The sequence below is a fragment of the Bradyrhizobium sp. USDA 4510 genome (genome assembly GCF_054059095.1).
This window is the reverse complement of sequence record NZ_JBSSBT010000001.1, coordinates 9,170,764-9,196,331: the sequence shown is the minus strand read 5'-3', so window position 1 is coordinate 9,196,331 and position 25,568 is coordinate 9,170,764. Positions and strand designations below refer to the sequence as shown.

Sequence of the window (25,568 nt, the reverse complement as noted above, 5' to 3'; positions counted from 1 at the left end):
CTCAGCGCGGCGTGGCGCGGGTGGCCGCGGATCGCGCGACCTTTTCGTCAAGGCGTTTTCGCAGTTTGGCGAGCTCAACGACCATCCGCTCGTGAGTCCCCTTGCCAATTTCCTCGATTTCATCGGAGGCGCGGACGGAAAATGCGATCCGGCGGCCGTCGACCGCTGTGACTTCGGCCATGGCGGTAACCGTCTGTCCAACCACAGTCGCAGCAAGATGCTGCACGTTGACCATGGTGCCGACCACGCTCTCGCCCGGCTCGAGATAATCACGAACGGCATTGAGGGCAGCATTCTCCATCGCCATGATCATGACCGGTGTCGCCAACACCGGCGGCAGGATGCTGTCCTTGAACCGGTTGGCCAGATGTTCGGGCTTCACGACGAGCGTGAAGCGTCCGGTTGTGCCAGTCGATATGCGCTTCATCGGTCACGCTGCCCTCTTGAAGAGATCCTCGACATACTCCCAGTTCACGAGGTGCTCGAGAAACGCCCGAATGTAGTCGGCCCTTCGATTGCGGTAATCGATATAGTAGGAGTGTTCCCAAACGTCACAGCCCAGTATGGGCTTTGCACCATAAACGAGCGGATTCTCGCCGTTGGGCGTTCTCATAACAATTATCTTGCCGTTCTGCACTGCAAGCCAACACCAGCCAGAGCCAAACTGCCCGACGCCGGCGGCGATGAACTCCTCTTTCATCTTCTCGATCGAACCGAAGTCCGCCTTGATTTGCCGCTCCAGGATTCCCGGCAGCGCGCTTCCGGCATGCGGCTTCATCCATTTCCAGAAGTAGGTATGGTTCAGGTCCTGGCTCGCATTGTTGAATACAGGAACGTTGCTTCCAAAGGAGCCGATGACGACATCCTCCAGGCTCATTCCCTCCCATTCGGTGCCTTTGATAAGGGCATTGAGCGCATTGACATACGCGGCGTGGTGCTTGTCGTGTGGTGATATTCCAGCGTTTCCCCGGACATGTAGGGAGCGAGCGCGTCATGCGCGTAGGGCAGATCAGGAAGCGTGAAGGACATGGACATCTCCTCTGGAGAGAACATTCGCGACGGTGCACCGCCTGGTGCTTGCGACAAACGCGCGTCGCCGTGGATCTCGTGGTTCAGATGTCACCGGCTGTTTTCTCTTCGACCTCGGTTCTTCCGAGCAGAATGCAGTCATGCAACGGATGAAACGCCATGGGGTCCTCTCTCGGGGGTGAACGGCGGTGCCAAAATGCGATCCTTGCCGATATCGGGCCGGAGGCCGGCAGTACGTGACGGATAGTCGTTGCCGCTGCGGCCCCCAATCCTGATCCTGAGCAACTCATGTGCCACATCGGAAGCTCTACGATATCAATCAGTTGCGTCGTAGGAGGGAAGCGCTATCGGACAACTTGTCGAAAGCAAAACGGACAAAATGTCCTGCGTGTCGCTTTGGGGCACTACTCACCAAACTGAGGGTGAAAGATTGCCTGTCAAAACTACCGTCCGATATGGTCGAAATCGATGAGGGCGATCGGCGATAACCCTCGAGAACGTCTAGCCTTCCAAGAACCGGCACGCCCAGATCAGGCTGCGTCGATCATTCACCTACGTCAGCCATGGCCGGCTATTTCGCTAGATTGGGCTAAGGGACGCAAAGTTCCGGTATGAGCTCTTTAAGCGAGCTCTGGAAGCGTTTCGGAACAACACATCGAGACGACGGCGCGGCTAGTCGGCCTCATCGAGTGACGGCCGGGCTGCACGAAATCCGTGCGCGTCCGCAAAACGTAGCGCCTCGACGATCATCGTCTTCACGACCTTGGGCTCATCATCGTGATTGAGCTCGTACTCCAACAGCATTGAGGCAAACGCCTCCTCGTCAACCTTTTCCAGCGCATCAGCCAGTTCATTCAGCGTCATCACGCATCCCCTCGTTCGCGATCTCGCCCTGCCGCTGGTACAGCGGGGCGCCCAGCTCGCCTAGTTCCCCTGACCATACATGATCGCGAGGGCGGCAAGGGCAAGCAGGATGTACTCGCCATTGTAGTCGGCGTCATCGTCGGTAGAGAGATCGAATTGCTTCCACACGCCGTCCAGCTTTCCAGCGTCATGCTCAGCAACGACTTTGACGGCGACCTCGCGGATGGCATCGAATTGCGAAAAGTCGAAGTGCAGCCCCTGATCGTCCATGAACAGCCCGTGGTTTTGCAAAAAGGCCGCCATCGGCATCGTCGTCTCACTGATATAAAAGAGCAGGTCGTCCGCTTCCAACGGCCGATCCTGTGCCTGCGGCATGAGACCGACCTGATTGATGAGCAGATGCGCCTTGGCCTGCATATCTTTCGATAGCTGCTGGTTGGACACAACGGTCATTTCTGGAGCTCCTCGCTCTTCACACCAGGCTGGGAGGTGTCACCAACGGCCGGAAAACATCGGCCTGCCTGGCATCATTTGATGCGGCGTCCCTGGAAGTAGCCCTCGTTGGTGGTGTTCTCGCGGATGTTTGCTGTATCACCCTGTTCCGCGTAGTTGTCTTCGCGCTTCTTCGACGACGTATCTTTCTTGACTTCGGGGTCACCGCCGGTGCCCTTCGGGCTACGGTTGGCCGGCGGAACAGGGGGCATCTTCCCATGATGACGTGGCATCGCTGCGTCTCCTTGACCTCAGACTCATTGTTGCACGCGGTTGAAGCTCCTGCCGCCCTTGGCGATTCCAGCAACAGCCATGCCAAGCGAGGCTTCACGCGATATCAATCGCTTGATGACCGCGGCCAGGGGCCGATGGACAATTTGTCTTTGCAGCGGGACGAAATGTCACCGGCTCTTCGGTCGCCATCAGTCCTCCGCAGGCAGCCAGACCGTAAATGTCGTACCCTTGCCGGGTTCGCTCTCAACGGAAATCTTACCACCCTGGCGGGTTACAAGCATCTGGCTGATGGACAGCCCCAAGCCGGTTCCCTCCCGCCTCTTGGTGGTGAAGAATGGATCGAAGATCCGCTGAATTACGTCCGGCGTCATACCGCCGCCGGTGTCCGTCACATCGATCATGACGCCACGGCGCCTGCCCTCATCCCGATCAAAGGTTCGAATCGTCAAACGCCCGCCTCCGGACGTCGCGTGAATTGCGTTGACAAGGAGATTGACCAGCACCTGCTGCAATTCAGTGCGATTCATTGAGACCAGGCGTGAGGCGTGATATTCCGTTTCGATGCTGATCGTTGTCTTGTTCAGCAGATGTTGAACGAGTGGCAACGTGTCGGTGACGACGACGGCTGGATCATATTGATCGGTAAAGCCGGCATACTCCTGCGGCTTGGCGAATTGCAGAAGCCTCGTCACAATTTCACTGACGCGATGCATCTGCTCGTCGATGAGCCGAAACTCCGTTTTTGCTTCGTCGGCCTTGGCGCCCATCATATCCCTGATGATCTCCAGGTTGCCCTGCATCACCGCGATGGGATTGTTGATCTCATGGGCTACACCAGCGGTGATTTCGCCAATTGCAGCGAGCTTTTCGGACATGATCAACTGCCTGGTTGTTGCTTCGAGCTGCTGGTTCGCATGCAGGAGCTTGTTTGTGCGCTCCTCGACGCGCTGGTTGAGCTCCTGGTTCCATTGCCGCAGCTGGGCGTCGCGCTCGTGGATCTGATCGAGCAGTCGATCCAGATGAACCGCAACCTGCTCGATCTCGTCGCGCCCATCGACGGGTCCCGTTCGTGCGCCTAGTTCGCCGCTTTCCACTTTCGAAATCGTCGTCGTCATCCGCTCAAGAGGCCGGAAGATACTTGCCGCCCACGTCAAGAACAGTGGAACAGTCAGTGCAACCGCGACGGCAAATGCCAGCGCGATTTCCAGAACCGTACCGCGCTTCGCTGCGGTGAACGGTTGCCGAAGATAGCCGGCGTAGAGCATTCCGACGCGACGATCATAGCTGTCACGGATCGGCTCATAGGCAGAGATGTACCAGTCGTTGACGACGAATGCGCCATCGAGCCAGGTCTGGCCACGATCGAGAACCGCATCTCGAACTTCCGCAGAGACGCGCGTGCCAATTGCACGCTGCCCCTCGAACATCCTCACATTGGTACTGATACGCACATCATCGAGGAAGAGCGTCACGGTCCCGCGACTGCCTTCCGGCAAACCCGCCCCGAAGTAGATCAGATCATTGATCGTGTCGACAAAGGCGAGGTTCTGATTGAGCAGCATTCCACCGACCAACGCGGCCTTTCGTCCGTTCGGCAGCGAAACCGGCGTCGCCGATTGCAGTACCAGCCCCCGGCTCTCCTGCGTCCGCGTGGTCGGCGCGCTTCCGGGTGTCGCGACGATGTCGATCTGAGCGCGCTTCGCAAGATCGGCGGAGATCGCCGCGAGCTCCATGGATTGAAACACATCAATCGCGGTTCGTGCCCGTCCCTCAAGCGCCGAGCTGATGACGGGCCAATTCCATCGTGGCGCGGCCGCCATCTGATATTCACTCGCGATCACCGCGCCATCGTCAGCGATAATGTAGAGAAAATCGAAGCCGCGAGCCTGCGCGATGTCCTTGAGATAATCGCTCAGGGCTCCACGCTCATAGCCCGGGGTTTGCACAATCGACTGAAAGAGCGCGGAATTCACCGACGATACCAGATAGTCCTCCGTGTTCTCGAAAATTCGTCCGAGATATTGCCTGGCGATCGTCAGGTCGTCATGGACCTTGGACGTCAATACTGCGTCGAACCTCACGTTCCAGCGATAAATGCTGATCGCAAGAAGCAACGGAAGAATGACGAGCATCGGCAAGAGTGCCATCGCCAGCAGGCGATACCGCACGGAGGCCCTTGGAGAAAAACTCGTTATCAGAGTTGCCAACTTGCGCATTTGCGATCGATCGTTTTGCGCGAGATGCCGAGACGGCGTGCCGCTTCCTCACGGTCGCCTCTCGACTCGCGAAGCACAAAAAGGATGTGTCGCCGCTCCACATCGGCGAGTGTGACATCACTGGTCGATCTTTCGGCTCGTGACTTGAGATAGTCCTCCCGGAATTCACCGAGGATCACCGTCCGCTCAATCAGATTGCGCAGCTCCCGTATGTTGCCTGGCCAATCGTACTGCAAAAGGAAGGTACGCATTCCGACGTCGATTGGAACGCGCGGCATACCAAGCTGATCGGAAATCTCACGCATGAAGATATCGGCGAGCTCGAGCACATCCTGATCGCGCTCCCGAAGGGACGGAAGATCGATCTGCATGACGTTGATGCGAAAATAGAGATCCGCGCGAAAGGTGCCGGCTGCAACCCGCTTCTGCAGATCGGCGTTGGTCGCGAAGACATACCGGGCGTCGATCGGCACCTCTCGCTCCGAGCCGACGGGACGCACCCGACGATCCTCAAGCACACGCAACAGCTTGCTTTGCAGATGGTAGGGGAGCTCGCCAATCTCGTCCAGGAAAAGAGTGCCGCCTTGCGCGAACATAAAAAGACCCTCTCGGGTCTTCCCTGCGCCGGTGAATGCCCCCCTCACATGGCCGAAGAGTTCGCTTTCGATCATTTCTGAAGGGATTGCGCCGCAGTTGACCGGCACGAACAGCTTGTCCGCTCGGTTGGACAGCGAATGGAGCGATCGAGCGGCAACCTCCTTGCCTGTTCCGGACTCGCCAGTAAACAGAACCGGCGTCGGCAACGGCGCCACCCGGGCGATAGTCTCCCGTGCCTTTTGAATTGCTGCGGATGCTCCGAGGAGCTTGTTTCGCAGATACAGCTGCTGCGAGGACGACTTCAGCTCATGGCGCAGTACGAAATTCTCCCGCTGCAGTCTCGCCCGGTCAAGGCAACGCGCAACCGCATTCAGCAATTGATTGGATCGAAATGGCTTGATCACAAAATCGATGACGCCGATGCGCAGTGCGCCAATTGCTGTATCCAGATCAGCATAGGCTGTCATAAGGATGACATCGGTGAAGAACCCGATCGCTCGCTGCTCCGCAAGCCAGTCCAGGCCACTCTTTCCAGGCATGACATTGTCAAGGATGACGACGTCGAAATGCTGCCCATCGAGTTTCCGCGACGCATCCCTGGCGTCCGCGGACTCCTCGATCAGCCTGCAGCGAGGTCGCAGGAGCTTGACGAGGAAATTGCGTATGCCGGGTTCGTCGTCAACGACAAGAATCGAGGCTTGCGCAAGCCAAGGTCCAAATTCCGGGTCGACCACCGGTTCGGCAACGTCACGCGGGGTTTCCTCAGACATTCATATCTCTCCCGACACCGCTCTTGACGACCACCATCTCAACGCAGGGCGATGGCCTTCTCCAGCGCCATGAAAAAAGCGAAGGCAAAACAATATGCCTACCACAGGCCACGCCAGGCCATAAGCCATTCCGCTCCTCGGCTGGATCGCGAACATCGCAGGATGCCCAAGCCAGCGCTTGAAGCCGTTGTCGGCGACCGTCAATTCGGCGATAGAGAAAACGCCCTGACGTTGGCATAGTGTTCCCCACCCATCGCTGGGGTTGTTCTCCAAGGCGACGGCGCGCTCGCGTTAACGCTCGCGCGCGGGTTACTTTTCTTCGGTCGGTGTCGAGATGAACGAGGACTTCCCGAAGTGCGGATCGATCGACGCTTTCTTGTCGTCACCAAGGAAGACGGGTGCCAGATCCTCATCGACCATGATCTTCGCTGCCTGCGGCGTTTGCGGGTCCCCGTCAACGTCAAGGCGCGTCGCCGCCTCAAGGAGCAAGGCCCACACGTCATCGGACGACAAGACGTTCTTCACGAGGAGCGTGCCGGACCAGGGCCTCAAGCACCAAGCCAACAATCGGTCCGTTGCCGAGCGTGCGTTCCATCGAATAGCTGCTCCCTAATGCCTGTCCCCCGATCGACCGTGGTCACCCGTTCTGTCAAACCGTTCGTGAATCGTCGTCAAGTGCGGTACGCATCAGCGCGAAAGCCTGTCGAACACCATGCAGCTGATCGATGAGATGGAGGATGACGTGGATCCCCTCATCGTTGACACCTAGATCGCTCTTGAGATCGCGGATCAGGTGCGCGCGGGCGACGTCCGCGTCAGAGAATTGCGCGCCTGAAGCCGCCTCGGTTGGAATCAGCCATCGTTGCTCCAGCCAGAACTCGAGTGTCTGCACCCGCAGTCCCGACGAGATCAGAAATTCCTGTTTGTTGAGGGTCATCACAAGGTGCCTTCGCGCGGATCGAACTCTCTCCCCTTGGCCCAGTTCTCGACGAACGCTTCCAATTCCGGATCCGGCGATTTCGGCAGGACGATCGTCAGCTTCACCAATTCGTCTCCGGCACTTCCCCCTCGGCGCGGGGCGCCCTTTCCTCTGAGGCGCAGTGTCGTGCCTGTGTTCGATCCCTTCGGCACCGCCATCGTAACATCACCGGTCGGTGTCGGCACCCGGATTTGACCGCCCAGAACCGCCTCGGTCAACGAGATCGGCACTTCGAGCAGAATGTTGTCGCCGTCCCGCATGAAGCGCCGATCCGGCATGACCTCGACTTCGATGAGGGCATCGCCTGGTCCGCCTTTGCCGGCACCGGGAGCTCCCTTGCCCTTCAAGCGCAAAACCTGCCCATCTACCAGGCCCGGGGGAATTTTCACTTCCAGCGTCCCGCCATCCGGCAGTGTGATTCGCTTGGTTGCACCGCTGATCGATTCGACGAACTCGATAGGCAGGCGATAATGGAGATCTTCACCGCGCCGGTTTGCGCGTGCGCGCTGCCCGCGCCTTAGCAGCTCGGCAAGCGCATCGTCCGAATTCATGAAGTCGGCAAAGCCGGCCCCGCTCGTGTAAGCATGCGGGTCTCCAGCATCGGCGTAGTCGCGATAGAAGTGATGCTGCGGCCGCTCAGCTCCCGTCGCGTCGATCTCACCATTATCGAAGCGCTTGCGCTTGTCGGCATCGCTAAGCAGGTCATAGGCGCCGGCCGCCTCTTTGAACTTTTCCTCCGCAGCCTTGTCGCCGGGGTTGAGGTCAGGATGCAGCTTCTTCGCAAGCTTGCGATAGGCCTTTTGTATCTCGGCAGCCGAAGCTGAGGAGGACACTCCCAACACATCGTACGGGTTCTTAGCCAATTGCCGCTCCCGACTTGAAGATGGCAGAGATCGGCCTTTCCCGTAGCGGGGAACGGCCGCGAGCCGGGTCCCGATTATTCAACATGACCGGGATCCACGTATTTGGGGTAATTCTTCAGTTGCTGAGGCGTCATTCGTGCGGGATCCGGTGCTCCAGGAACACCGCGCGGACCTAGCTGCGCCCGCACGATGTCGTCTTCCGTTAGACGCGGCTTGCCGTCGTCGAGTTGTCCATTGCCTCCGAGACTCGTTGTCATCGCCTTCCAATCGTCCGCGTCACGCCTAGCGTTGCTCGGGCCGCCGCTCCTCGGGTCTTTCACCGGAACGCTGCTGTTCCGGGGGCCCGCGGCGCGGAGGCGCTCCCATTTCCTCCCTCTGCGGTTCTGTTCTCGCAGCGGGTGCGGCAGGTCTGGCTTCGATTTCCGGCCGCGCCGCCGGACGAGCCATGGGTTCGGGGCGAGGCTCCGGCCTCGGTGTGGACTCTGGCCGTGCTTCCGGCACGCGGATGTCCTCACGCTTTCGTTCTTCCGGAGGAAGAGGTCCTGGGGCCGCCTCGGGCCGCGGCGTTCGTTCACGCTCAAGTTCGCGAGGTGCGGCTTTTCCGGCTTCATCCGCTGGCGACTTGCGCGCCGGCGCGGACCCCTCCGCTGGACGTCGAGCGTCTTCGAGCCGCTGCCGCGAGGGGTCCTGGGGACGCGCGCCCTTCAGCTCTTCGGGTCGATGTTTTTCCGTATTCGACGGCATCACCTCGGCGGGCGCGTGTGGTCGAACAATGTCCCGCCCGTTCAGGATCGATGGGCGTGGCGTAGCCATCACGGGCGGTGCGCCAGCGTTTGCTCTGTTAAACAGACGGGTGTCGTGGCTCGCGACCTCGACGTGTTTGCGTTGCAACGGCGTGGGTGCGAAATGTTGTTCCTTGGCGACGGCTCTGTCCGCAGCGGTCGGACGAGCCTCGACGCCGCCTCGTCCGCCATTGTAGCTGACGTTGTTCACCGTCTCATTGACGACGACGGTTTTCTGATAGACGTTTCTAATCGTCACACTCCGCACGTTGTTGACCGTGCTGTTGTAGAAGAATTGGCCACGATCCCAGCGGCCACCTTCGTAGCCAATGCCCGAATAGCCGAAGCCATAGTTGACGCCGCCATAAAAGCCGACGCGCTCACCCCAATAGCCCGGGTGGAAAATGTAGGCTCCCGCAAGCCGCCCCCAGTAGCCCGGGGTCCATAACAGGCCCGGTCGCGGTGGTTGCACCCAGGTTCCCGGCACCCAATAGTAGTCACCGGCATCCTCATCCCACGACCAATATCCCGGAGACCAGAGATAGCCCGGCGCAGGCACAGGGGGCTGTTCGTATCGAGGCAACGGCGGCGGCGGCGTTTCCACCGCCGTGACTTGAGAGCAAGCTGCTTCCTGGGACAACGCGGCCGCCGGCATTACGCATGCGCTTCCAAGCAGCAATACGGCGAGAACTACGGGAGATGTCGTCGTCAACAGTCGCTTCAACATATGAGAACCTTCGCGAGAAAGCGTTGCTATTCGCGTGATGACGACACCGTTCGCGGCGGCGAACGGTGTCAATTTCGGTACCCCTAGCGACCCGGCTGCAGCGTCATGCTCTCCAATCCTGCTGCGACGATCAGGCCGGTTTCCGCCTGCACGCTCAGGGGTTGCAGCGCGATGCTGTTGTTCGAACCGCCCAGCAGCACATTGCCGCCCACACCGACGATTGCCGCAGCCATCGCGTCGACGCCGACATAAGTCCCGGCGATATCGCCGCGGCCAGGCTGGGAAACGGGCGCGAACACCGACCAGGCAAGCGCGGTGCTCTCGGTAATGCCGATATCGAGACCAACCTTCTGAATCGTGGCGATATAGTAGTCCTCGGGCAGTCCGTTGATCCGCAAGACGCACGCCAGATTGGTTACCGCGCCGACGATAAAGCCAATGCTCGGTCCACCCTTGCATTCAAGTACGCCGACTTGCACCTTTTGGGCCGGCTGCTGGCCTTGCGCGCTTGATACCAGGGCGGCCAGCATTGCTCCGGCAAAGCCAGTGAGGACCGTCGAACGTCGTCGCATAAGAAAGCTCCTACAAAATGAAGGCGGGATGCCTTCAAGACTTCTGCTGATGGAGTAAAAGGAAGTTACCGGGATTGCATCCCAGCACTTGAGAGCCGGAGTTTCGTCCCGACGGCGGCGCAAAGCACGACTGGTAGCCGCGAGCTCGCGCCCGCACTTGCAGGGGGCGTGCTATTTCGAATTCTTCTTGTCGTCGCCGATTTCCGTGAATTCGGCGTCGACGACATTGTCGCCGCCTGAACTCGGTGCAGAACCAGGAGCCGCGTGCGAGGAACTCTGCATGGCTTCCGCAAGCTTCATCGAGTGCTGCTGCAAGGCATTCACTTTCGTGGTGATCGTCGTGGCATCGTCGCCCTTCAACGCTTCGCGCAAATCGGACATGGCACTCTCGACTGCGCTACGATCTGATGCCGCGAGTTTTGAGCCATGCTCGGCAACCGTTTTCTCCGTTGCATGCAGCAGCGCCTCGGCGGCGTTCTTCGCCTCGACTGCTTCCTTTCTCTTCTTGTCCTCCGCAGCATGCGCCTCGGCATCCTTGACCATCTTTTCGATGTCGCTCTCGGACAGGCCGCCGGATGCCTGAATCTGAATGTTCTGTTCCTTGCCGGTGCCCTTGTCCTTGGCCGAAACGTTGACGATGCCGTTGGCATCGATGTCGAACGTCACCTCGATCTGCGGTACGCCGCGCGGCGCCGGAGCAATGCCGACGAGATCGAACTGGCCGAGAAACTTGTTGTCGGAGGCCATCTCGCGCTCGCCCTGGAAGACGCGGATCGTCACCGCGCTCTGGTTGTCCTCGGCGGTGGAGAAGACCTGGCTCTTCTTCGCCGGAACCGTCGTATTCCGCTCGATCAGCCGGGTGAACACGCCCCCCAGCGTCTCGAGGCCGAGTGAAAGCGGCGTCACGTCGAGCAGCAGCACGTCCTTGACGTCGCCCTGCAGGACGCCGGCCTGGATTGCCGCGCCGACGGCGACGACCTCGTCGGGATTGACGCCCTTGTGCGGCTCCTTGCCGAAGATCTTCTGCACGACCTCCTGGATCTTCGGCATACGGGTCTGGCCGCCGACGAGCACGACTTCGTCAATGTCCGTGGCCGTGAGCCCGGCGTCCTTCAGGGCGTTGAGGCACGGCTCGATCGTCCGCTGAACGAGGTCCTCGACCAGGGACTCGAATTTGGCGCGCGTGATCTTGACCTGAAGATGCTTTGGGCCGGAGGCGTCCGCCGTGATGAACGGCAGGTTGACCTCCGTCTGGGTGACGGTGGAAAGCTCGATCTTCGCCTTTTCGGCCGCTTCCTTGAGGCGCTGAAGGGCGAGCTTGTCGTTGCGCAGATCAATGCCTTGTTGCTTCTGGAACTCGTCGGCGAGGTAGTTGACCAGCCGCATGTCGAAGTCTTCGCCACCCAGGAAAGTGTCGCCGTTGGTCGCCTTCACCTCAAACACCCCATCGCCGATATCGAGAACGGAGATATCGAAGGTGCCGCCGCCGAGATCGTAGACGGCGATCTTGGCCTGCTTCTTCTTGTCGAGACCGTAGGCAAGTGCCGCCGCGGTGGGTTCGTTGATAATGCGCAGGACCTCGAGACCAGCGATCTTGCCGGCGTCCTTGGTAGCCTGGCGCTGCGCATCGTTGAAATAGGCGGGAACAGTGATGACGGCCTGCGTGATCTTCTCACCGAGATTGGCCTCGGCTGTTTCCTTCATCTTCTGCAGGATAAAAGCCGATATCTGGGAGGGCGAATACGGCTTGCCCTCAGCCTCGACCCAGGCGTCGCCATTGGACGCCTTGATGATCTTGTAGGGTACGAGCGTCTTGTCTTTCTCGACCGTCGGATCATCGTAGCGGCGGCCGATCAGGCGCTTCACGGCAAAAATGGTGTTGGTCGGGTTGGTCACCGCCTGCCGCCGGGCCGGCTGCCCGACCAGACGTTCGCCATCGGACGTGAACGCCACGACGGAAGGTGTGGTGCGCGCCCCCTCCGCGTTCTCGATGATGCGCGTGTTCTTGCCGTCCATGACCGCGACGCAAGAATTGGTCGTTCCGAGGTCGATTCCGATCACCTTTGCCACGTCGCGCTCCTCTACTTTTTAATTGATCGACAATGTGCGGTTTGCGTCCCTGCGCCAATACCGTTGAGCAACAGATGTGCCACATCACAGCTCGCGTGATTTCAACGACTTACGCCGCGAGATCACGACACGTCGGACATTTTGTCCGGAGCGCCTCGGACAAAGTGTCTATTGGCTTAGGCACGCGTGACGGGCCTCGGTCTGTCCTGCTGCAACCGACGCTATGGAAAGATCGTCGATTATCGCTGGACGGGTTGTTCGTCGATCCACCGAAGCCGCGTCGTAAGCTACTGACGTCGTTCAGTCAGCCGGGTGGCACGGATGTTGCGACGGGACTTCCGATAACGTTCACCCGAACGGTCCAGATCGTCGGCTAGCGCGAGCAATGACATGACCAACCAAACCCTGAGTATTTCGGCACGACGCCTTGCGTTCAACGATCGCAATGACGGCGATCTCGTTCGTGCTGTTCCCGTTGAAACGCCCGTCGCAATCGAGGTCTGTGGGATAGGCTATGCCGTGATGATGGCAACGCCGTCCGACCTTCGCGACTACGCGGCGGGATTCGCGTTGGCCGAGGGCCTTGTCAAGCATGTCCGGGACCTCAGCGACATCATCGTCCACGAGACGGAAGGCGGCTGGATCATCCGGCTCACCTTGCCTGCAGAAGGCACGGCAATCGCACTGGAGCGCGCTCGCAGGCGCGTTTCGGAGAGCAGCTGCGGGCTGTGCGGATTGGAAAATATCCAGCAGGTGCTGCGCCCGTTGCCGCCGATACGTGGGCTCATCACCACGAGCCGGGAAGCCATCGCTGACGCGCTAAACGCCCTACAACACCATCAGACGCTCGGCCGATCCACCGGCGGAACACATGCGGCGGCATTCTGCCGCCCCGACGGATCAATCCTGTGTGTTCGGGAGGACGTCGGTCGACATAATGCGCTCGACAAACTGATCGGCGCGCTGGCGCTGTCCGACATCCCGGCGTCCGGTGGTTTTCTGCTGCTCTCTGCCAGATGCAGCTATGAACTTGTTGAGAAGGCCGTTCGCGCGGGCTGTCCGATGCTCGTCACCATTTCAGCACCTACGAGCCTTGCGGTCGAACGCGCAGAGCAAGCGGGACTCACGCTCGTCGCACTGGCTCGCCCGGACTCCGCCCTGATCGTTTGCGACGTGCACCGAAACATCTCGTAAGGAAGCCTGTGCACATCCATGGACAATGCATCCGCCGTCGTGCATGCATCCATCGGAGATCTACTCCGGATGACCGCTGCCCAGCAGGGCGGACTCCCAGCCCGCCGCGGTCGCACCGGCGTTGTAGGTCGATTCCAGGAAGGCAAGCAGATCGCCGTCAGGATCGCCGGACTGGCGCAGGTCGTCGTAATCGAGGAGAAACTCGCCCAGGCCGGCGTCCCATCGCGCAGCGCTTGGCCCGATCTTCGCACTCTCGATACTTTGTGGCTGCGGATAGGTGAAGGACTAGAATGCGGGTCTGGGACACGAGGGATCACCCGGCCACCACCCCATCTCCATCAACTCCGCATTCATTGTATTGCGCCGGACAAAACCGGCGTTCGGCGCCGGTGATGCAGGTTTGCCGTTATAGCGGCAAACGAATGTCGAACGTCCCCCACATCAGACCGATGGGTTGCGTCTTGCCCGTGAACCTTCCCTGAAAGACCTGCATGACGCGTTGCGTACTGAGAAGAATGCGCCACCAGGCGTTGACCATGTCGCGGTCGTATGGGCGTTGTTGCCTATCCTCGTCGAACGGGATCGGGTTGGACACTTCCTGCGGCATGAGCGTAATGGCAGCATCTATTCCCGCATGACGTAGCCGGTCGAGGAATGTGTCGACCAGCACTGCGACCGATGTCGGGCCCAGCGGCAGTTGTCCCGATCCGCCCGAACTCGTGAACCACTGCAACTCGTGCGAGACGAAGTCGGCGCGGACCTCGTAGACGCCGCCAGCGCAAGGGATCGGACCTGTGGTCGGGCCTCTCGCGCCGAGCCACAGCGGAACCCCAGCCCATTGCGCCTGGAAAGGTCCGGCCAGCTTGAGCTTGCCAACCGCCTGCAACACCATGTGGAGAAGATGTCGCGTCTGCTCGAAGGCCTGGCAGGACAGAGCCGGCCAAAGATCGCCAGAAGGAGCATTGGAAGATGACTGGCCGGTATTCATGGCATGTCCTCGCACAGTTGTTGGCGGGGGAGAATTTGCGCCTTGGCTTCAAGACAAGATCTGATCATGGCGGGCTCGATCAACCGTTCAACGCATGGAAAGCCGAAAGCCATCATTCGCCTATTGCAAGCCACGCCAAGGCTTGACGCCCCCCGCTTCGAGAGCTCTTCGACGAACTGAAACCGCTGTGTATAGCTGCGAAATCCTGATCACGTTCGATCGGTCAAATACCATTTCTTGGTCTAGATCCCTGAATTGCACGCTCGAAACGCTTCCGTCGCCACGCCTCAACGCGACGCAATCGCTCCACAAGAAGTCGGACGTCAGCGATCTCGGACGCGGCCTGTTCGATGTTGCTCGACACTCGACACCTCCCCAGCCTGCATGATCAATGCTAGCGCCATTTTTGGAGACGTCCAGAGCGTACAAGTGGCGATCGCGCCAGACTTGCATCAGACAACTTGTCCGATCGACTTTGACAAAGTGTCTGCGGGCTCACTGATCAACACCTTAAGCCGTTGATATGACTTGCCGCGCGGATGGCACGCGTATTGCTGCCGGTTGATCCGGTCGATGGGCTATGCCGTCGCATGTACGACCAGGATGGTTCACGATGCTGAATGTTGACGTGAACGAGACAGATGACGAACTCCAAATCGTTGCAGAGCTGCATGGTCTAACGGCAAACGACATAGACGTGTCCGTTGAGCGTGGTGTACTCACCATCATCGCTGAGCGGCAGGTGAACGACGGCCGTGGTGCCGAACGGACAATCAGAGTCTTGAGCTCGATGCTATTACCCAGTTCGGTCGATGCTCATAAGATAAACGCGTATTTCGACGACGGCGTGATGACCGTGACGTTTCCCAAGCACAGGTAGTCGATCCGAGCCGACACTGCTAAAGCCATCGAGGCCATCGCGCGGCACGCCCGGAGGCGAGCGGGCATTTCAGCTCGCGACGCCGACTTTCGCGGACCTCAACGAACGCGATCCGATCGCGTAACCGGCCTGCACGACCGTCGTGACGGTGCCGCTTGGCACTGACGGATCTTTGACCTGGAACATGGCCTCGTGAAAGTGAGGATCAAACCGGCTTCCGGCCGGATCGAGCCTCTTGACGCCGTGCGCTTCCAGCGATCGCAACAGCTCCTTTTCGGTAAGCTCCACCCCCTCGACAAACGTCTTGAAGGGGCCGGCATTGTCGCGCAGCTCCGCAGGAAGACTGGACATCGCACGTTCCAGATTGTCCGCGACATTGACCATATCGCCCGCGAACTTGGTTACGGCGTATTGCCGCATGTCGTTCAACTCACGCTCGGAGCGCCGGCGTACATTTTCGGCATCCGCGAGCGCCCGAAGCAGCCGGTCTTTGAGATCGACATTCTCCGCCACGAGTCGCGCAATGGCCTCATGCACGTCTTCTGCGGCGCTTGGCGGCGTGTCCGCAGCATCTGGCGATCCGGAGGTTGTTTCCCTTGCAGAGCCCTCAGGCATCACCTTCTCTACACCTTGCTCCGCCTGATGAGTCCCTCCTTGAGGGCGGTGTGAGTGAATCTGTCTGCTGTGATGAGGATCGTTGGGCGGGCCGTTATTAGTCATGGCAGCTCTCTTATCTCGCCGTTGATATGACGTTTGAAGGTCGGCCGGACAAGCGGCGTTCTTCGCTCGCCCGAGCCGGCCGTCTACCGCGTACCGCGGAGCTGCAGGCCCAGACCAAGCAGCGTGCAGCCCTGGAAAACCAGGTCGATCGACAACAACAGGCCAAGCAGCCAGAGACTGTTGAGTGGCCAACCTAACAGAAACGCCAATCCTGCGATCGCGGTGAGCAGTCCAGAGGCAAATAGCCAGCCCCAGCCGCGATCTCCCTTTGCTCTAAAGCTGAGCAACAGGCGCATGACGCCGGACGCGATCGTGCAAACGGCCAATATGAGAGTCAAAACAAGTGAAGCGATTGCTGGATCCAGAACGATTGTCGTACCGGCCGCAGCATAGAAAAAGCCTCCCAGACCCCAAAGAAAGAACCCGCGCCAGTTTTTGACCCTAAACGCATGGACGATCTGAAAGGCGCCCGCGATGATCATCAAGACGCCGATGTAGAAGATCGTTGCGATGGTCGCCAACAGCAGATTGCTGAGAGCTCCGAAGCCCAGCACAATAAAGAGAATGCCCAGGGCGACGAACCAACCCCACTTCCCTCGCGCTTCGGTCATCAATCCCGTGAACGCCCGCCTCGGTTCCGGCATTCCAATTGTTTGCGCCATGATGAATTGCCCAGAGATTGAGTTGTTGGTGACTCGCTGCACATGGGCCGTGCCCCGCGATGCAGACGACGACATTCTCGCAACTGACGACAACGCAATCGACGTGCCAGACCGCAATCGACGTGATTTCAATCAGTTATGGCAATCGATGTCGCTGAAAGGTCATTTTGTCCGGAATCGTTGGGACAAAATGACCGAAGCGCCGAAAGGCTAATTCGCCGGCACGAGCGTCCACGAAGCAAGAATGTTGCTGGGATTCATGCCACGCCGCCTTTCGGAACGGCCTTGCCCACCACCCCCGTCCCGTTCGTCGGATCACTGCTCGGCGCCGTATTGTGAGGAAAAAGCTCGATCCCTGTCGGGACGGCCTCCACGTAGAGCGACTGACTTGGAAAGGCGAAATCAGATCCCGCCTTTTTCACGATCGCCTTGATGGCATACGCCAGCTCCTCCTTGATCTTCAGCCAGTCACCCCAGACCGTGGTGCGGGTGAAGCAATAGACCATGACATCGATCGACGATTCATTGAACTTGTCGACACGTACGAACGCGACGGCTTCAGGAGGATGAACGAAATCTTGACTGCCGAGGATGTACTCCTCGATTGCATCACGGACATCGCGGAGCTGGCCGATCGTCGTGCTGTAATCGAGGCCGATGATCCAGGAAATGCGGCGAAACCTCATCTGCGAGAAGTTGGTGACGGCATTGTCCGCCAAATACGAATTCGGAACGAATACGGGTGCTTGATCGAACCGGCGGACTTTCGTTGTCCGCAGACCAATGGTTTCCACCGTTCCCTCGACGATGCCCTCGGCGAGGATCCAATCGCCGTTCCGAAAGCGCTGCTCGCCAATGATGAAGATTCCGGAGATCAGATTCTTGAACAGATTCTGGGCGCCCAGCGCCACCGCGACGCCGACGAGGCCGAAGCTCGCCAGTACGGGCCCGACGTGAATGCCCCAGACCTCCAGGACGGCGGTCGCACCGAGCGCCACGATGATGGCGCGTCCGACCCTGACCGTCCAGCCGATCATGGCCTGACTGAAGATCGGCGTCCGGCCATCCAGAACCGCGCATAGGGGCCCGATCACCTCGAACAGTGCCCAGAAGATTGTGAATGCGGTCAACGAACGATCAATCTGGAGGAGCCCCTCCTTGAGCCTCTGATTGGTCAGCACGCATTCGCCGATAATAAATACGGCCAGGACGATCGGAATAAACTGAATCGGCGGAGCAAGTGCCTCGACGATCGTGCGGTTGAGGCCGACCTTGCTCGACGACCAGGAGTGGATACGGGAGACGATAAAGCGGCTGAAAAGCCGCCGGATCAGCACTGCGATCGCGAGAATGACGATCGAAACCATGAAGTGTCCGACGGTTAGGTCCAAGACGCTTCGCTGCCAGAACGAAAGCACGATTGTCCAGAGCGCGGTCAGTTCGCTATTCGGAGCATGTGTCATGCAGGAACGTGCCAGAGACTGCGGTGCTTTCCGACGGAACCTGCGGCTCCGCGACAAACGAGGCGGTCAAATGACCCGGCTGACCGGAACTGATTTAACGTAACCACTGTCTGATCACGCCCGAGACGAGGCCGACCGCCACAACGCTTGCGATCCAGATCGCGGCCATCCACGCGAGCCGTTGCCATAGCGGAAGCCGGGCCTGCATCAGTGATACCCTGCGGTGCCGGCCTTGCCGCGAAACACCCAGTACGCCCAGCCTGTGTATGCGAGGATGAGCGGAATAATCACGCAGGCGCCCACCAGCATGAACAACTGGCTTTCGACCGGTGCCGCGGCATCCCAGATCGTAATCGCGCGTGGAACGGCGTAAGGATAGATGCTGATTCCGAGCCCGATGAAGCTCAGCAGGAAAAGTGCCAGCGCCATGAGGAACGGCAACCGCTCGAACTCTCGCTTCAGACTCCAGAAGAAGGTTACCGCGGAGATCAGCACCAACAGCGGCACCTGGGCCGTCAACAAGACGCCGGGCATTGCGAACCACCGCCGCCAGTAGTCATAATCGAGAAACGGCGTCACCGCGCTGACGGCCCCCAGCGCCAAAAGCGTGCCGGCGCCGAGCCAGAAGGCGGCACGGCGCGCGTGACGTTGGCTCGTCCCCTCCGTCTTCCAGATCAGCCACGTTGCGCCGAGCAGCGCATAGCCGATCACAACCGCGACGCCGGTCAGGATGCTGAATTGGCTTAGCCAGTCGAGCCAGCCGCCGGCATAGGCATCATTGACAACGTGGATACCCTGCAGAATTGCCCCGAGAGTAACACCTTGCGCAAAGGCGGCCACCAGGGAGCCCAACCAGAACGCAATGTCCCATAATGGCCGATGCCCTGGATCGCGCCAGCGGAACTCAAAGGCGACGCCGCGGAAGACGAGCCCAAGCAGCATGGCGATCATCAACGGATAGGTGGCTGGAAGGATGATCGCATAGGCGAGCGGAAACGCCGCCAGCAGACCGCCGCCGCCCATCACCAGCCACGTCTCGTTGCCATCCCAGACCGGCGCGATCGAATTCATGGCCTGGTCGCGCTCGTCGCCGACCGCAAAGCTCGGGAACAGAATTCCGATGCCAAGGTCGAACCCGTCCATGACGACGTAGGCCATCACCGCAAATCCGATGATCGCAGCCCAGAAGGTCGTAAGGTCGATGCTGGACATGGCCTCACTCCGCCGCAGTCAGAGGCACGCCGACACTGCCCGCCGGCGTAATGCCTGCGGCGCGCTGCGGCACCTTGGGCGGCTCCTTCTCGCCCGGCGCGGGCGGCTTCGCCATCAGTCGCAGGAGATAATAGGTGCCGGCGCCGAACGCGGCGAAGTACACCAGCACGAAAGCGACAAGCGAGGCCGCCACAGCCGGCGCAGCCAGCGGCGAATGTGATTCCGCCGTTCGTAACAGTCCATAGACCGTGAAAGGTTGCCGACCGACCTCCGTCGTCACCCATCCAGCGATCACAGCGACAAGGCCGGCCGGTCCGAGGACGACGCACGCGCGATGCAACCAGGCCCAGTCGTAGAGCATTCCCCGGAAGCGCGCGAGCAGGCTCCAGATACCGACAGCGAGCATCGCAAATCCAAGGCCGACCATGATCCGGAACGACCAGAACACAATCGGTACCGGCGGCCATTGATCCCGCGGAAAGTCGCTGAGTCCCGGTAAAGGTGCATCCGGATCGTGTTTGAGGATCAGTGACCCCAGGCGAGGCACTTCGAGCTTATGATGGACCTGCGCTGTCTCGTTGCTGGGGAAGCCGAAGAGGATAAGCGACGCGCCATCGGGGCTGGGTTCGTAGTGCCCTTCCATGGCGAGAACCTTGGCGGGCTGGTGTTCCAGCGTGTTGAGGCCATGGGCATCACCCGCGAGAATTTGGATCGGAGTCACGATCGCGGCCATCCACATCGCCATCGAAAACATCTTGCGTGCGCCGGCATTGCTGCGGTCTCGCAGCAGATGCCAGGCGCCCACACCGCCAACCACGAACGCCGTCGTCAGATAGGCCGCGATCACGGTGTGAACGAGGCGATACGGAAAACTGGCGGTGAAGATGATCGGCATCCACGATCCGGCGGGCACAAACTGGTCCTTCGCATTGATCGCGAAACCCGCCGGCGTCTGCATCCAGCTGTTCACGGCGATGATCCAGGTTGCCGAGATCAGTGTGCCAAGCGCGACCATGCACGTTGCGAAGAAATGAAGGCCTTTCCCGACCTTGCTCATGCCGAACAGCATGACGCCGAGGAAGCCGGCCTCCAGAAAGAAGGCCGTCATCACCTCATACGCCATCAGCGGCCCGATGATCGGCCCGGCTCGCGTGGAGAATACCGACCAATTCGTACCGAATTGATATGAGAGCACCACCCCCGAGACGACGCCCATGCCGAACACAACGGCGAAGATCTTCAGCCAGTAGCGGAACAGGTTGGCATAAACGCCTTGCCCCGTCTTGAGCCACAACGCCTCGAGCACCATCAGATAACTCGCAAGCCCGATCGAGAAAGATGGAAATATGAAATGGAACGAGACGGTGAACGCAAACTGGGCACGTGCCAGAATCACCGCATCGAGATTGTCCAGCAATGTCCCCTCCTTGCCTCAGGATATGCGTCCCGGCACTTCGTCTCCGGCATCCGGCCGACAAGCGGCAACAACTCGCACCGGAATGGACTTGGCTGCCGGCGTCCCGCTGATCTTGTCGTAGTAGTCGAGAGGCAGCAGCGGATTGAGCTCGGGGTAATATCCCGCAACCGATCCGCGCGGCATCGGATAGTCCAATACCCTCAGTCCGCTCACGCGCCGCTGTATGCCATCATCGCTGATCGTCTCGAGCGCAATGCCCGAGCCGTCCTCGAGCCCTCGCGCCGCGCGGTCCTCGGCGTTCATGAACAGAACCATTCGGTCATTGTAGACACCGCGATAGCGGTCGTTGTTGCTGTAGATCGTCGTGTTGAATTGATCGTGCGAGCGAATGGTTGCCAGTCGCAGCATGTCGGGATCTGAAACGGATGCGTTCACTTCCAGACCCGGCAGAAGCAGAAAGTTCGCCTTGCCGTTCGGCGTCGGCCAGACCAGTTCGCGCGGCGGCACGTCGAGGTGAAAGCCTCTCGGGCTTTCGATCCGCTCGGAGAAGTCGCTGTAGATCGCCGGATAGACCTCCGCGATCTTGTCGCGGATCAAGCAGTAATCCTCGCTGTAGCTTCTCCAGTCGACCTTGCTGTTCGGCAACGTCGCTTGCGCGATCCGGCAGACGATTTCCACCTCGGGCAGGAGATGCGGGCTCGCCGGTTGCAACACGCCGCGAGACGCGGTGACGTTCGACATCGAGTCCTCGATTGTCACGAACTGCTCACCGGCTGCCGTCCGGATGATCTCCGAGCGCGCGATAACGGGCAGCATCAAGGCGTCACGACCATGAACCAAATGTCCGCGATTCAGCTTGGTGGTAATGGCGACCGTCAGCGCGAGCTTTCGCATCGCCGCGTACGACCGTTCGGTATCGGGCACGGCACGAACGAAATTGCCGCCGAGGCCGATGAATACCTTCGCCGTGCCCGCCTGCATCGCCGCGACGGACTCGATCGTGTGATGACCATGTTCGCGGGGCGGCTCGAACCCAAAGACATCGCGAACACGATCGAGATAGTCCTGGCTCGGCTGTTCATCGATGCCGACGGTGCGATCTCCCTGCACATTGGAATGACCGCGAATGGGCGATATTCCGGCGCCCGGCTTGCCGAAATTGCCCTTGAGCAGGAGCAGATTGACCAGCTGCTGCACCAGCCGCGACCCCTCCTGATGCTGCGTGATCCCCATCCCGTAGCAGATGATCGTCGCGCGCGAGCGAATGTAGATTTCGGCGCATCGCCGAATCTGCGATTCCTCAAGCCCGGAGGCCCTCTCCAATTCCGGCCATGTCTCCGCCATCGCGTCGTCCCGGACCGCATCGAGGCCGACGGTATGCTCGCGGATAAACTTCCAGTCGACGATCTTCTCGCCGGATTCCTCGCGTTCGAAAATGACCTTCATGACCCCCTTGAGGAAGGCGAGGTCACCGCCGATGCGGACATGAACGAACTCGCTGGCAATCTTGGTCGAACCGAACGTTGCCATCTGAATGACATCCTGCGGATCGGCGAAGCGCACCAACGCACGTTCGGGCATCGGATTGACGGCCACGATCGGAACCCCGCGCTTGCTCGCTTCGACCAGATTGCTCATCATCCGCGGCGAATTCGTTCCGGTGTTCTGCCCGATGACGAAAATCGCTTCGGCGTGCTCGAAATCATCGAGGATAACGGTGCCCTTCCCGACACCGATCGAGGGCGGCAAGCCCCGGCTGGTCGGCTCGTGGCACATGTTCGAGCAGTCGGGGAAATTGTTGGTTCCGAACTCCCGGACAAATATCGAGTAGAGAAACGCCGCTTCGTTGGGTGTGCGGCCGGATGTATAGAATTCGGCCTGGTGCGGACTTTCAAGAGCCCGCAAATGCTTGCCGATCAGGGCGAACGCGTCGTCCCAGCTGCAAGGCACGTAGCGATCCGACGATGAATCATAGCGCATCGGCTCCGTCAAACGTCCTTGCATCTCGAGCCAGTAGTCCGGCCGCTCCATGAGTTCGGACACGGTGTGCCGTTCAAAGAACTCTCGTGTGACCCGAAACTTCGTTGCCTCAAACGCCAACGCCTTGGCGCCGTTCTCGCAGAAATCGAGCGTTTTCTTGCATTCCGCGTCGGGAAACGCGCAACTCGAGCACTTGAATCCGCCGGGTTGGTTCATCGACAGAAGCGCGCGCGATCCCTTCGTCACCACACTCTGCTCGAGAAGAATCTTTGCAGTCGCTGCGGCGGCACCCCAACCGCCGGCGGGATGATGATACGTCTTGAAGCGCGGCTTACCGTCCAACATAAATCAACTCCGCAATTGCCAGATCTTCAGTAGGGTCTTCAGCTGAGTGACCTGAATAAGATCACCCGCAGCACGCTGGGCCGCGTTTCCGGCTCGCTTTATCGATCCTCATCGAGGTTGGCGACGATCACCTTGTCGATCAGACCTTCGTTGTGCCGGATGAAGTCGTCGCGCGTCATGCCGGAAGCACGCCACGCATCCTGAAGGCCCGCGTCTCTGTGAAGCCACTCGTTTCGCGTTTGATGATCGATCTTGTGACGTCGCGCGTCCTGCGATCCGTGCGACGCCTTGTCGTGGTCCTTCGACATTGTATCTCCTCATGTATCCTGTCGTAGCTTGGCACACTCGTCGAGGCGCAGATCTCCGCAGTCCAAGAGAGTCTTGAAGCCGCACTCCGCCGATCAGCGCTGCGCAGCGACCTGTTGTGATGGCGTTCGGCGTCCAATTGCGCGCGAGCTCTACGAACAATCGGGCATCGATACTGCTTCGCAGCAGCCGTGGATCCGCCGGGGTCAATCAATCGGGATCAATCCCAATTTGCTTCCTTGGCCCACTTGTCGACCTCTTTGCGGACCTGGTTTTTGTCAATGCCGTAGAGATCTTGCAGCTTGCCCTCCAACCGCTCTCTGTCACCGTTGATGACATCAATGTCGTTGTCGGTCAGCTTCCCCATGTTGCCTTGAGCGCACCCTTTGCAGCCTTCCAGTTTCCTTCGATGCGATCCCAGTTCATTTTCATCTCCTTCTTTTGCCCAACCGTGAAACGTGCATCGAGGAAAGGTTAGCAACAGGCGTGCCAGTCTGAGCGCATCGTCATATCAATGAGTTAGGCGGTCTTGGCTACCGGCAATGGACAATTTGTCACGACAGATTTGGCCAAGTTGTCCACCGAGAACTGCCGCGCCGGCGCGGCGCCGATGCCAACCAGCCTGAACGCGTTACTATTGGGCGTGGGATGGGTTCAGCGCCGACAGACATTTGCCTGACGCAATGAACGACGTGAGCCACGTGATGACAAATGACTTCAACGCCGCTTTCGTTTAACCTCACGTGAGTTGAAACTCGTTGATTGTTCGCGCCAATGAGGGATCGAGATGAAGCGCGCCTTGAGAGATCGGCGACCAATCCATCATTCTCCCATTTTCTGGATCGGTATCGCCTTATGTCTGGCAGCCATAGCCATCTACGTCTGGTCCAATGATCTTTCCTGGCGACCCGCCGCCACCCCACACTGAATCGTTGGAGCGATTAGAGCGCACTTCGCCCTTTCCGGCGGGAGCGTTACTTTCGGCACCTTCCGTGCCGTTGAGCATTGAATGACATTCGGTACGCCAGCGCGGAGTAAGCGCGGCCCCGGCCACCCTTAGACTACCCCAGGCCGGGGTCGCGCCCTCCACGCGAGGCATGTCGCGTCCGTCTGCGCGACTAGCCCTGACGCCACCGCGCCGTCAGCATGCGCTATGCCACTTGTTTAGCATTACATCAGCACATTCTGAACAGGCTCCATGGGAGCGGGCAGATCGCGCTCACCGAGCAGAGCGAGCAGCTCGCGCTCGAGGGCTCGTCTCATTGCGTCAAGCGGGAGCGCATTCGGCTCCAACCCGAAGGGCGCCTCAAGCTGATGGCCAAGCGCGTCGAGACCGAAGAAGGTGTAGGCGACGAGCAGGACGGGCAGCAGCGTCCACCAATCGAGCGATCCGGCAAGCGCGAACGGCAACGTCACGCAGAAGATCAGCGCGGTCCGATGCAGCAGCAGCGAATAGGCGAATGGCACCGGGGTGGACGCGATGCGCTCGCAACCGCCCTGGACGTCGGAAAGCGCGGTGAGTTGCCTTTCCAGAACGGCGTAGTGGATCGGCTCGATCCGATCCCGCTTCATCAGCATCAAACAATGCAGCCCGATCTGGTTGAGCACGGCATTGGTGGGGTTGGGACCGCCTGAAGCAGCGTCGATCTCACTCCACGGTTTGATTGCCGCCACTTCGTCTTCACCCCGAAGGCGTGCCGTTAGCCCGCAGCAAAAGCCGCACAGGCCGCGGAGCAGGACGCGCCGGTCGTCGTCTTCGAGGGTGGAGATCTGACGCGCGAACGAGCGGCTGGCGATGATCAGCTTGCCCCAGAGTTCGCGTCCCTCCCACCAGCGGGCGTAACATGTGCTGTTTCGGAAGCTCATGAAGACCGACAGCGCTATGCCGATCAGCGTGAACGGAACCGCACTGATGCGCGCGAAGATGCCCGGATGCTCCATGGCAGCAAAAATCGCCAACACACTGATCAGAGCAATCGCGACCAGATGCGGCGCGATCCGCGGCAAGATCGATCCATTGACGGCAAACGCAACGTCCCAGAAGCCGGGCTTGGAGCGCACGATCATTGCAGCCTCCCCGACATCCGGGGCTGCTTCTCATGCCCGGACTGCAAAGCTGCGCTAGTCCGAGTTTCGCTGCCTCGGGCAGGCCGGAGCAGATACTTTGACCATCGAACAATTGGATTGGCTCGGGAAATGCCCGAGA

General features: G+C 59.8%; 25 protein-coding genes and 3 pseudogenes. 3 read left to right on the top strand and 25 right to left on the bottom strand.

From position 1 onward, the window contains the following. Position 1: 1 nt before the first annotated feature. The 14 genes and pseudogenes from ACVMDN_RS42765 to dnaK all read right to left on the bottom strand — a co-directional run bounded on the left by ACVMDN_RS42765 (position 2) and on the right by dnaK (position 12,195). Entirely contained in the window at positions 2-427 is a 426-nt protein-coding gene (locus ACVMDN_RS42765) for a thioesterase family protein (protein WP_057016348.1), read from the bottom strand. A gap of 3 nt (positions 428-430) precedes the next feature. Further along, positions 431-1,029 (bottom strand): annotated as a pseudogene (locus ACVMDN_RS42760) (superoxide dismutase). Positions 1,030-1,701: 672 nt separating this feature from the next. Then, entirely contained in the window at positions 1,702-1,893 is a 192-nt protein-coding gene (locus tag ACVMDN_RS42755; RefSeq protein WP_057016349.1) for a hypothetical protein, read from the bottom strand. A 60-nt stretch (positions 1,894-1,953) separates the two neighbouring features. After that, positions 1,954-2,346: a hypothetical protein gene (locus ACVMDN_RS42750; protein WP_141340224.1), complete on the bottom strand. Its 393-nt coding sequence runs from the start codon at positions 2,344-2,346 to the stop codon at positions 1,954-1,956. A gap of 74 nt (positions 2,347-2,420) precedes the next feature. Continuing rightward, positions 2,421-2,618 (bottom strand): hypothetical protein, encoded by a 198-nt coding sequence (locus ACVMDN_RS42745; protein ID WP_057016351.1) that lies wholly within the window; start codon positions 2,616-2,618, stop codon positions 2,421-2,423. Positions 2,619-2,807: 189 nt separating this feature from the next. Further along, positions 2,808-4,835, bottom strand: coding sequence for a sensor histidine kinase (locus ACVMDN_RS42740; protein ID WP_076825117.1), 2,028 nt, complete (start codon positions 4,833-4,835; stop codon positions 2,808-2,810). Beyond that, entirely contained in the window at positions 4,814-6,202 is a 1,389-nt protein-coding gene (locus tag ACVMDN_RS42735) for a sigma-54-dependent transcriptional regulator (protein ID WP_076825120.1), read from the bottom strand. The genes ACVMDN_RS42740 and ACVMDN_RS42735 overlap by 22 nt, the downstream gene beginning before the upstream one ends. A 309-nt stretch (positions 6,203-6,511) precedes the next feature. Further along, positions 6,512-6,715, bottom strand: a complete 204-nt coding sequence (locus tag ACVMDN_RS42730; RefSeq protein ID WP_194295312.1) for a hypothetical protein — start codon at positions 6,713-6,715, stop codon at positions 6,512-6,514. A gap of 136 nt (positions 6,716-6,851) precedes the next feature. After that, positions 6,852-7,139, bottom strand: a complete 288-nt coding sequence (locus tag ACVMDN_RS42725) for a chaperone modulator CbpM (RefSeq protein WP_076825123.1) — start codon at positions 7,137-7,139, stop codon at positions 6,852-6,854. Then, complete coding sequence (locus ACVMDN_RS42720) at positions 7,139-8,044, bottom strand: DnaJ C-terminal domain-containing protein (protein ID WP_076825125.1); 906 nt, start codon at positions 8,042-8,044, stop codon at positions 7,139-7,141. Before ACVMDN_RS42720 ends, ACVMDN_RS42725 begins: the two co-directional genes overlap by 1 nt. Positions 8,045-8,118: 74 nt before the next feature. Next, a complete protein-coding gene (locus ACVMDN_RS42715) occupies positions 8,119-8,301 on the bottom strand; it encodes a hypothetical protein (RefSeq protein WP_076825127.1) in 183 nt (60 codons plus the stop codon). 25 nt (positions 8,302-8,326) lie between these two features. After that, the gene (locus ACVMDN_RS42710; RefSeq protein WP_200844597.1) at positions 8,327-9,625 is read right to left on the bottom strand and encodes a YXWGXW repeat-containing protein; all 1,299 of its coding nucleotides are present in this window, start codon (positions 9,623-9,625) and stop codon (positions 8,327-8,329) included. Positions 9,626-9,636: 11 nt separating this feature from the next. Further along, a complete protein-coding gene (locus ACVMDN_RS42705) occupies positions 9,637-10,125 on the bottom strand; it encodes a DUF992 domain-containing protein (protein WP_057016357.1) in 489 nt (162 codons plus the stop codon). 171 nt (positions 10,126-10,296) lie between these two features. Next, complete coding sequence (gene dnaK, locus ACVMDN_RS42700; protein WP_076825131.1) at positions 10,297-12,195, bottom strand: molecular chaperone DnaK; 1,899 nt, start codon at positions 12,193-12,195, stop codon at positions 10,297-10,299. A 390-nt stretch (positions 12,196-12,585) separates the two neighbouring features. Between dnaK and fdhD the strand changes: the two genes are divergently transcribed. Continuing rightward, positions 12,586-13,389, top strand: a complete 804-nt coding sequence (gene fdhD / locus ACVMDN_RS42695; RefSeq protein ID WP_076825133.1) for a formate dehydrogenase accessory sulfurtransferase FdhD — start codon at positions 12,586-12,588, stop codon at positions 13,387-13,389. A gap of 60 nt (positions 13,390-13,449) precedes the next feature. On the opposite strand, the pseudogene ACVMDN_RS42690 reads toward fdhD, so the two are convergent. Further along, positions 13,450-14,281 (bottom strand): annotated as a pseudogene (locus ACVMDN_RS42690) (DUF5996 family protein). A gap of 709 nt (positions 14,282-14,990) precedes the next feature. Here ACVMDN_RS42690 and ACVMDN_RS42685 point away from each other — a divergent pair. Continuing rightward, positions 14,991-15,257, top strand: a complete 267-nt coding sequence (locus ACVMDN_RS42685) for an Hsp20/alpha crystallin family protein (protein WP_057016361.1) — start codon at positions 14,991-14,993, stop codon at positions 15,255-15,257. Between the two features lie 69 nt (positions 15,258-15,326). On the opposite strand, the gene grpE is transcribed toward ACVMDN_RS42685, so the two are convergent. Together grpE and ACVMDN_RS42675 are read right to left on the bottom strand one after the other, a co-directional pair. Further along, complete coding sequence (gene grpE, locus ACVMDN_RS42680) at positions 15,327-15,977, bottom strand: nucleotide exchange factor GrpE (protein WP_246786852.1); 651 nt, start codon at positions 15,975-15,977, stop codon at positions 15,327-15,329. A gap of 83 nt (positions 15,978-16,060) precedes the next feature. Beyond that, positions 16,061-16,588 (bottom strand): HdeD family acid-resistance protein, encoded by a 528-nt coding sequence (locus ACVMDN_RS42675; protein WP_083714899.1) that lies wholly within the window; start codon positions 16,586-16,588, stop codon positions 16,061-16,063. A 7-nt stretch (positions 16,589-16,595) separates the two neighbouring features. Here ACVMDN_RS42675 and ACVMDN_RS42670 point away from each other — a divergent pair, with 7 nt between their 5' ends. Further along, positions 16,596-16,853, top strand: a complete 258-nt coding sequence (locus tag ACVMDN_RS42670; RefSeq protein WP_194295313.1) for a hypothetical protein — start codon at positions 16,596-16,598, stop codon at positions 16,851-16,853. Positions 16,854-16,896: 43 nt separating this feature from the next. Here ACVMDN_RS42670 and ACVMDN_RS42665 read toward each other — a convergent pair whose 3' ends face one another. The 8 genes and pseudogenes from ACVMDN_RS42665 to ACVMDN_RS42630 all read right to left on the bottom strand — a co-directional run bounded on the left by ACVMDN_RS42665 (position 16,897) and on the right by ACVMDN_RS42630 (position 25,429). Beyond that, on the bottom strand, positions 16,897-18,006 hold the full coding sequence (locus ACVMDN_RS42665; RefSeq protein ID WP_200844596.1) for a mechanosensitive ion channel family protein: 1,110 nt from the start codon (positions 18,004-18,006) through the stop codon (positions 16,897-16,899). Positions 18,007-18,196: 190 nt separating this feature from the next. Then, a complete protein-coding gene (locus ACVMDN_RS42660) occupies positions 18,197-18,310 on the bottom strand; it encodes a DUF2474 family protein (protein WP_076825142.1) in 114 nt (37 codons plus the stop codon). Then, positions 18,310-19,314: a cytochrome d ubiquinol oxidase subunit II gene (cydB, locus tag ACVMDN_RS42655; RefSeq protein WP_076825144.1), complete on the bottom strand. Its 1,005-nt coding sequence runs from the start codon at positions 19,312-19,314 to the stop codon at positions 18,310-18,312. Before cydB ends, ACVMDN_RS42660 begins: the two co-directional genes overlap by 1 nt. Before the next feature lie 4 nt (positions 19,315-19,318). Then, complete coding sequence (locus ACVMDN_RS42650; protein WP_076825146.1) at positions 19,319-20,731, bottom strand: cytochrome ubiquinol oxidase subunit I; 1,413 nt, start codon at positions 20,729-20,731, stop codon at positions 19,319-19,321. A gap of 15 nt (positions 20,732-20,746) precedes the next feature. Continuing rightward, positions 20,747-23,056 carry an FdhF/YdeP family oxidoreductase gene (locus ACVMDN_RS42645; protein ID WP_076825148.1) on the bottom strand — a complete coding sequence of 770 codons (2,310 nt, stop codon included), beginning with the start codon at positions 23,054-23,056 and terminating at the stop codon, positions 20,747-20,749. Between the two features lie 98 nt (positions 23,057-23,154). After that, complete coding sequence (locus ACVMDN_RS42640) at positions 23,155-23,364, bottom strand: hypothetical protein (RefSeq protein WP_076825150.1); 210 nt, start codon at positions 23,362-23,364, stop codon at positions 23,155-23,157. A gap of 218 nt (positions 23,365-23,582) precedes the next feature. Beyond that, positions 23,583-23,788: pseudogene (locus tag ACVMDN_RS42635) on the bottom strand (CsbD family protein). A gap of 744 nt (positions 23,789-24,532) precedes the next feature. Further along, complete coding sequence (locus tag ACVMDN_RS42630) at positions 24,533-25,429, bottom strand: bestrophin family protein (protein WP_076825152.1); 897 nt, start codon at positions 25,427-25,429, stop codon at positions 24,533-24,535. Positions 25,430-25,568 lie beyond the last annotated feature (139 nt).

Bases quoted from the DNA above. Each gene is read 5' to 3' on its own strand.
- grpE (WP_246786852.1), bottom strand. From the start codon at position 15,977: ATGACTAATAACGGCCCGCCCAACGATCCTCATCACAGCAGACAGATT.
- ACVMDN_RS42675 (WP_083714899.1), bottom strand. From the start codon at position 16,588: ATGACCGAAGCGCGAGGGAAGTGGGGTTGGTTCGTCGCCCTGGGCATT.
- ACVMDN_RS42685 (WP_057016361.1), top strand. From the start codon at position 14,991: ATGCTGAATGTTGACGTGAACGAGACAGATGACGAACTCCAAATCGTT.
- ACVMDN_RS42765 (WP_057016348.1), bottom strand. From the start codon at position 427: ATGAAGCGCATATCGACTGGCACAACCGGACGCTTCACGCTCGTCGTG.
- ACVMDN_RS42705 (WP_057016357.1), bottom strand. From the start codon at position 10,125: ATGCGACGACGTTCGACGGTCCTCACTGGCTTTGCCGGAGCAATGCTG.
- ACVMDN_RS42745 (WP_057016351.1), bottom strand. From the start codon at position 2,618: ATGCCACGTCATCATGGGAAGATGCCCCCTGTTCCGCCGGCCAACCGT.
- ACVMDN_RS42640 (WP_076825150.1), bottom strand. From the start codon at position 23,364: ATGTCGAAGGACCACGACAAGGCGTCGCACGGATCGCAGGACGCGCGA.
- ACVMDN_RS42740 (WP_076825117.1), bottom strand. From the start codon at position 4,835: ATGCGCAAGTTGGCAACTCTGATAACGAGTTTTTCTCCAAGGGCCTCC.
- ACVMDN_RS42665 (WP_200844596.1), bottom strand. From the start codon at position 18,006: ATGGTTTCGATCGTCATTCTCGCGATCGCAGTGCTGATCCGGCGGCTT.
- ACVMDN_RS42715 (WP_076825127.1), bottom strand. From the start codon at position 8,301: ATGACAACGAGTCTCGGAGGCAATGGACAACTCGACGACGGCAAGCCG.
- cydB (WP_076825144.1), bottom strand. From the start codon at position 19,314: ATGTCCAGCATCGACCTTACGACCTTCTGGGCTGCGATCATCGGATTT.
- ACVMDN_RS42725 (WP_076825123.1), bottom strand. From the start codon at position 7,139: ATGACCCTCAACAAACAGGAATTTCTGATCTCGTCGGGACTGCGGGTG.
- ACVMDN_RS42750 (WP_141340224.1), bottom strand. From the start codon at position 2,346: ATGACCGTTGTGTCCAACCAGCAGCTATCGAAAGATATGCAGGCCAAG.
- ACVMDN_RS42630 (WP_076825152.1), bottom strand. From the start codon at position 25,429: ATGATCGTGCGCTCCAAGCCCGGCTTCTGGGACGTTGCGTTTGCCGTC.
- ACVMDN_RS42755 (WP_057016349.1), bottom strand. From the start codon at position 1,893: ATGACGCTGAATGAACTGGCTGATGCGCTGGAAAAGGTTGACGAGGAG.
- ACVMDN_RS42735 (WP_076825120.1), bottom strand. From the start codon at position 6,202: ATGTCTGAGGAAACCCCGCGTGACGTTGCCGAACCGGTGGTCGACCCG.
- ACVMDN_RS42645 (WP_076825148.1), bottom strand. From the start codon at position 23,056: ATGTTGGACGGTAAGCCGCGCTTCAAGACGTATCATCATCCCGCCGGC.
- fdhD (WP_076825133.1), top strand. From the start codon at position 12,586: ATGACCAACCAAACCCTGAGTATTTCGGCACGACGCCTTGCGTTCAAC.
- ACVMDN_RS42660 (WP_076825142.1), bottom strand. From the start codon at position 18,310: ATGCAGGCCCGGCTTCCGCTATGGCAACGGCTCGCGTGGATGGCCGCG.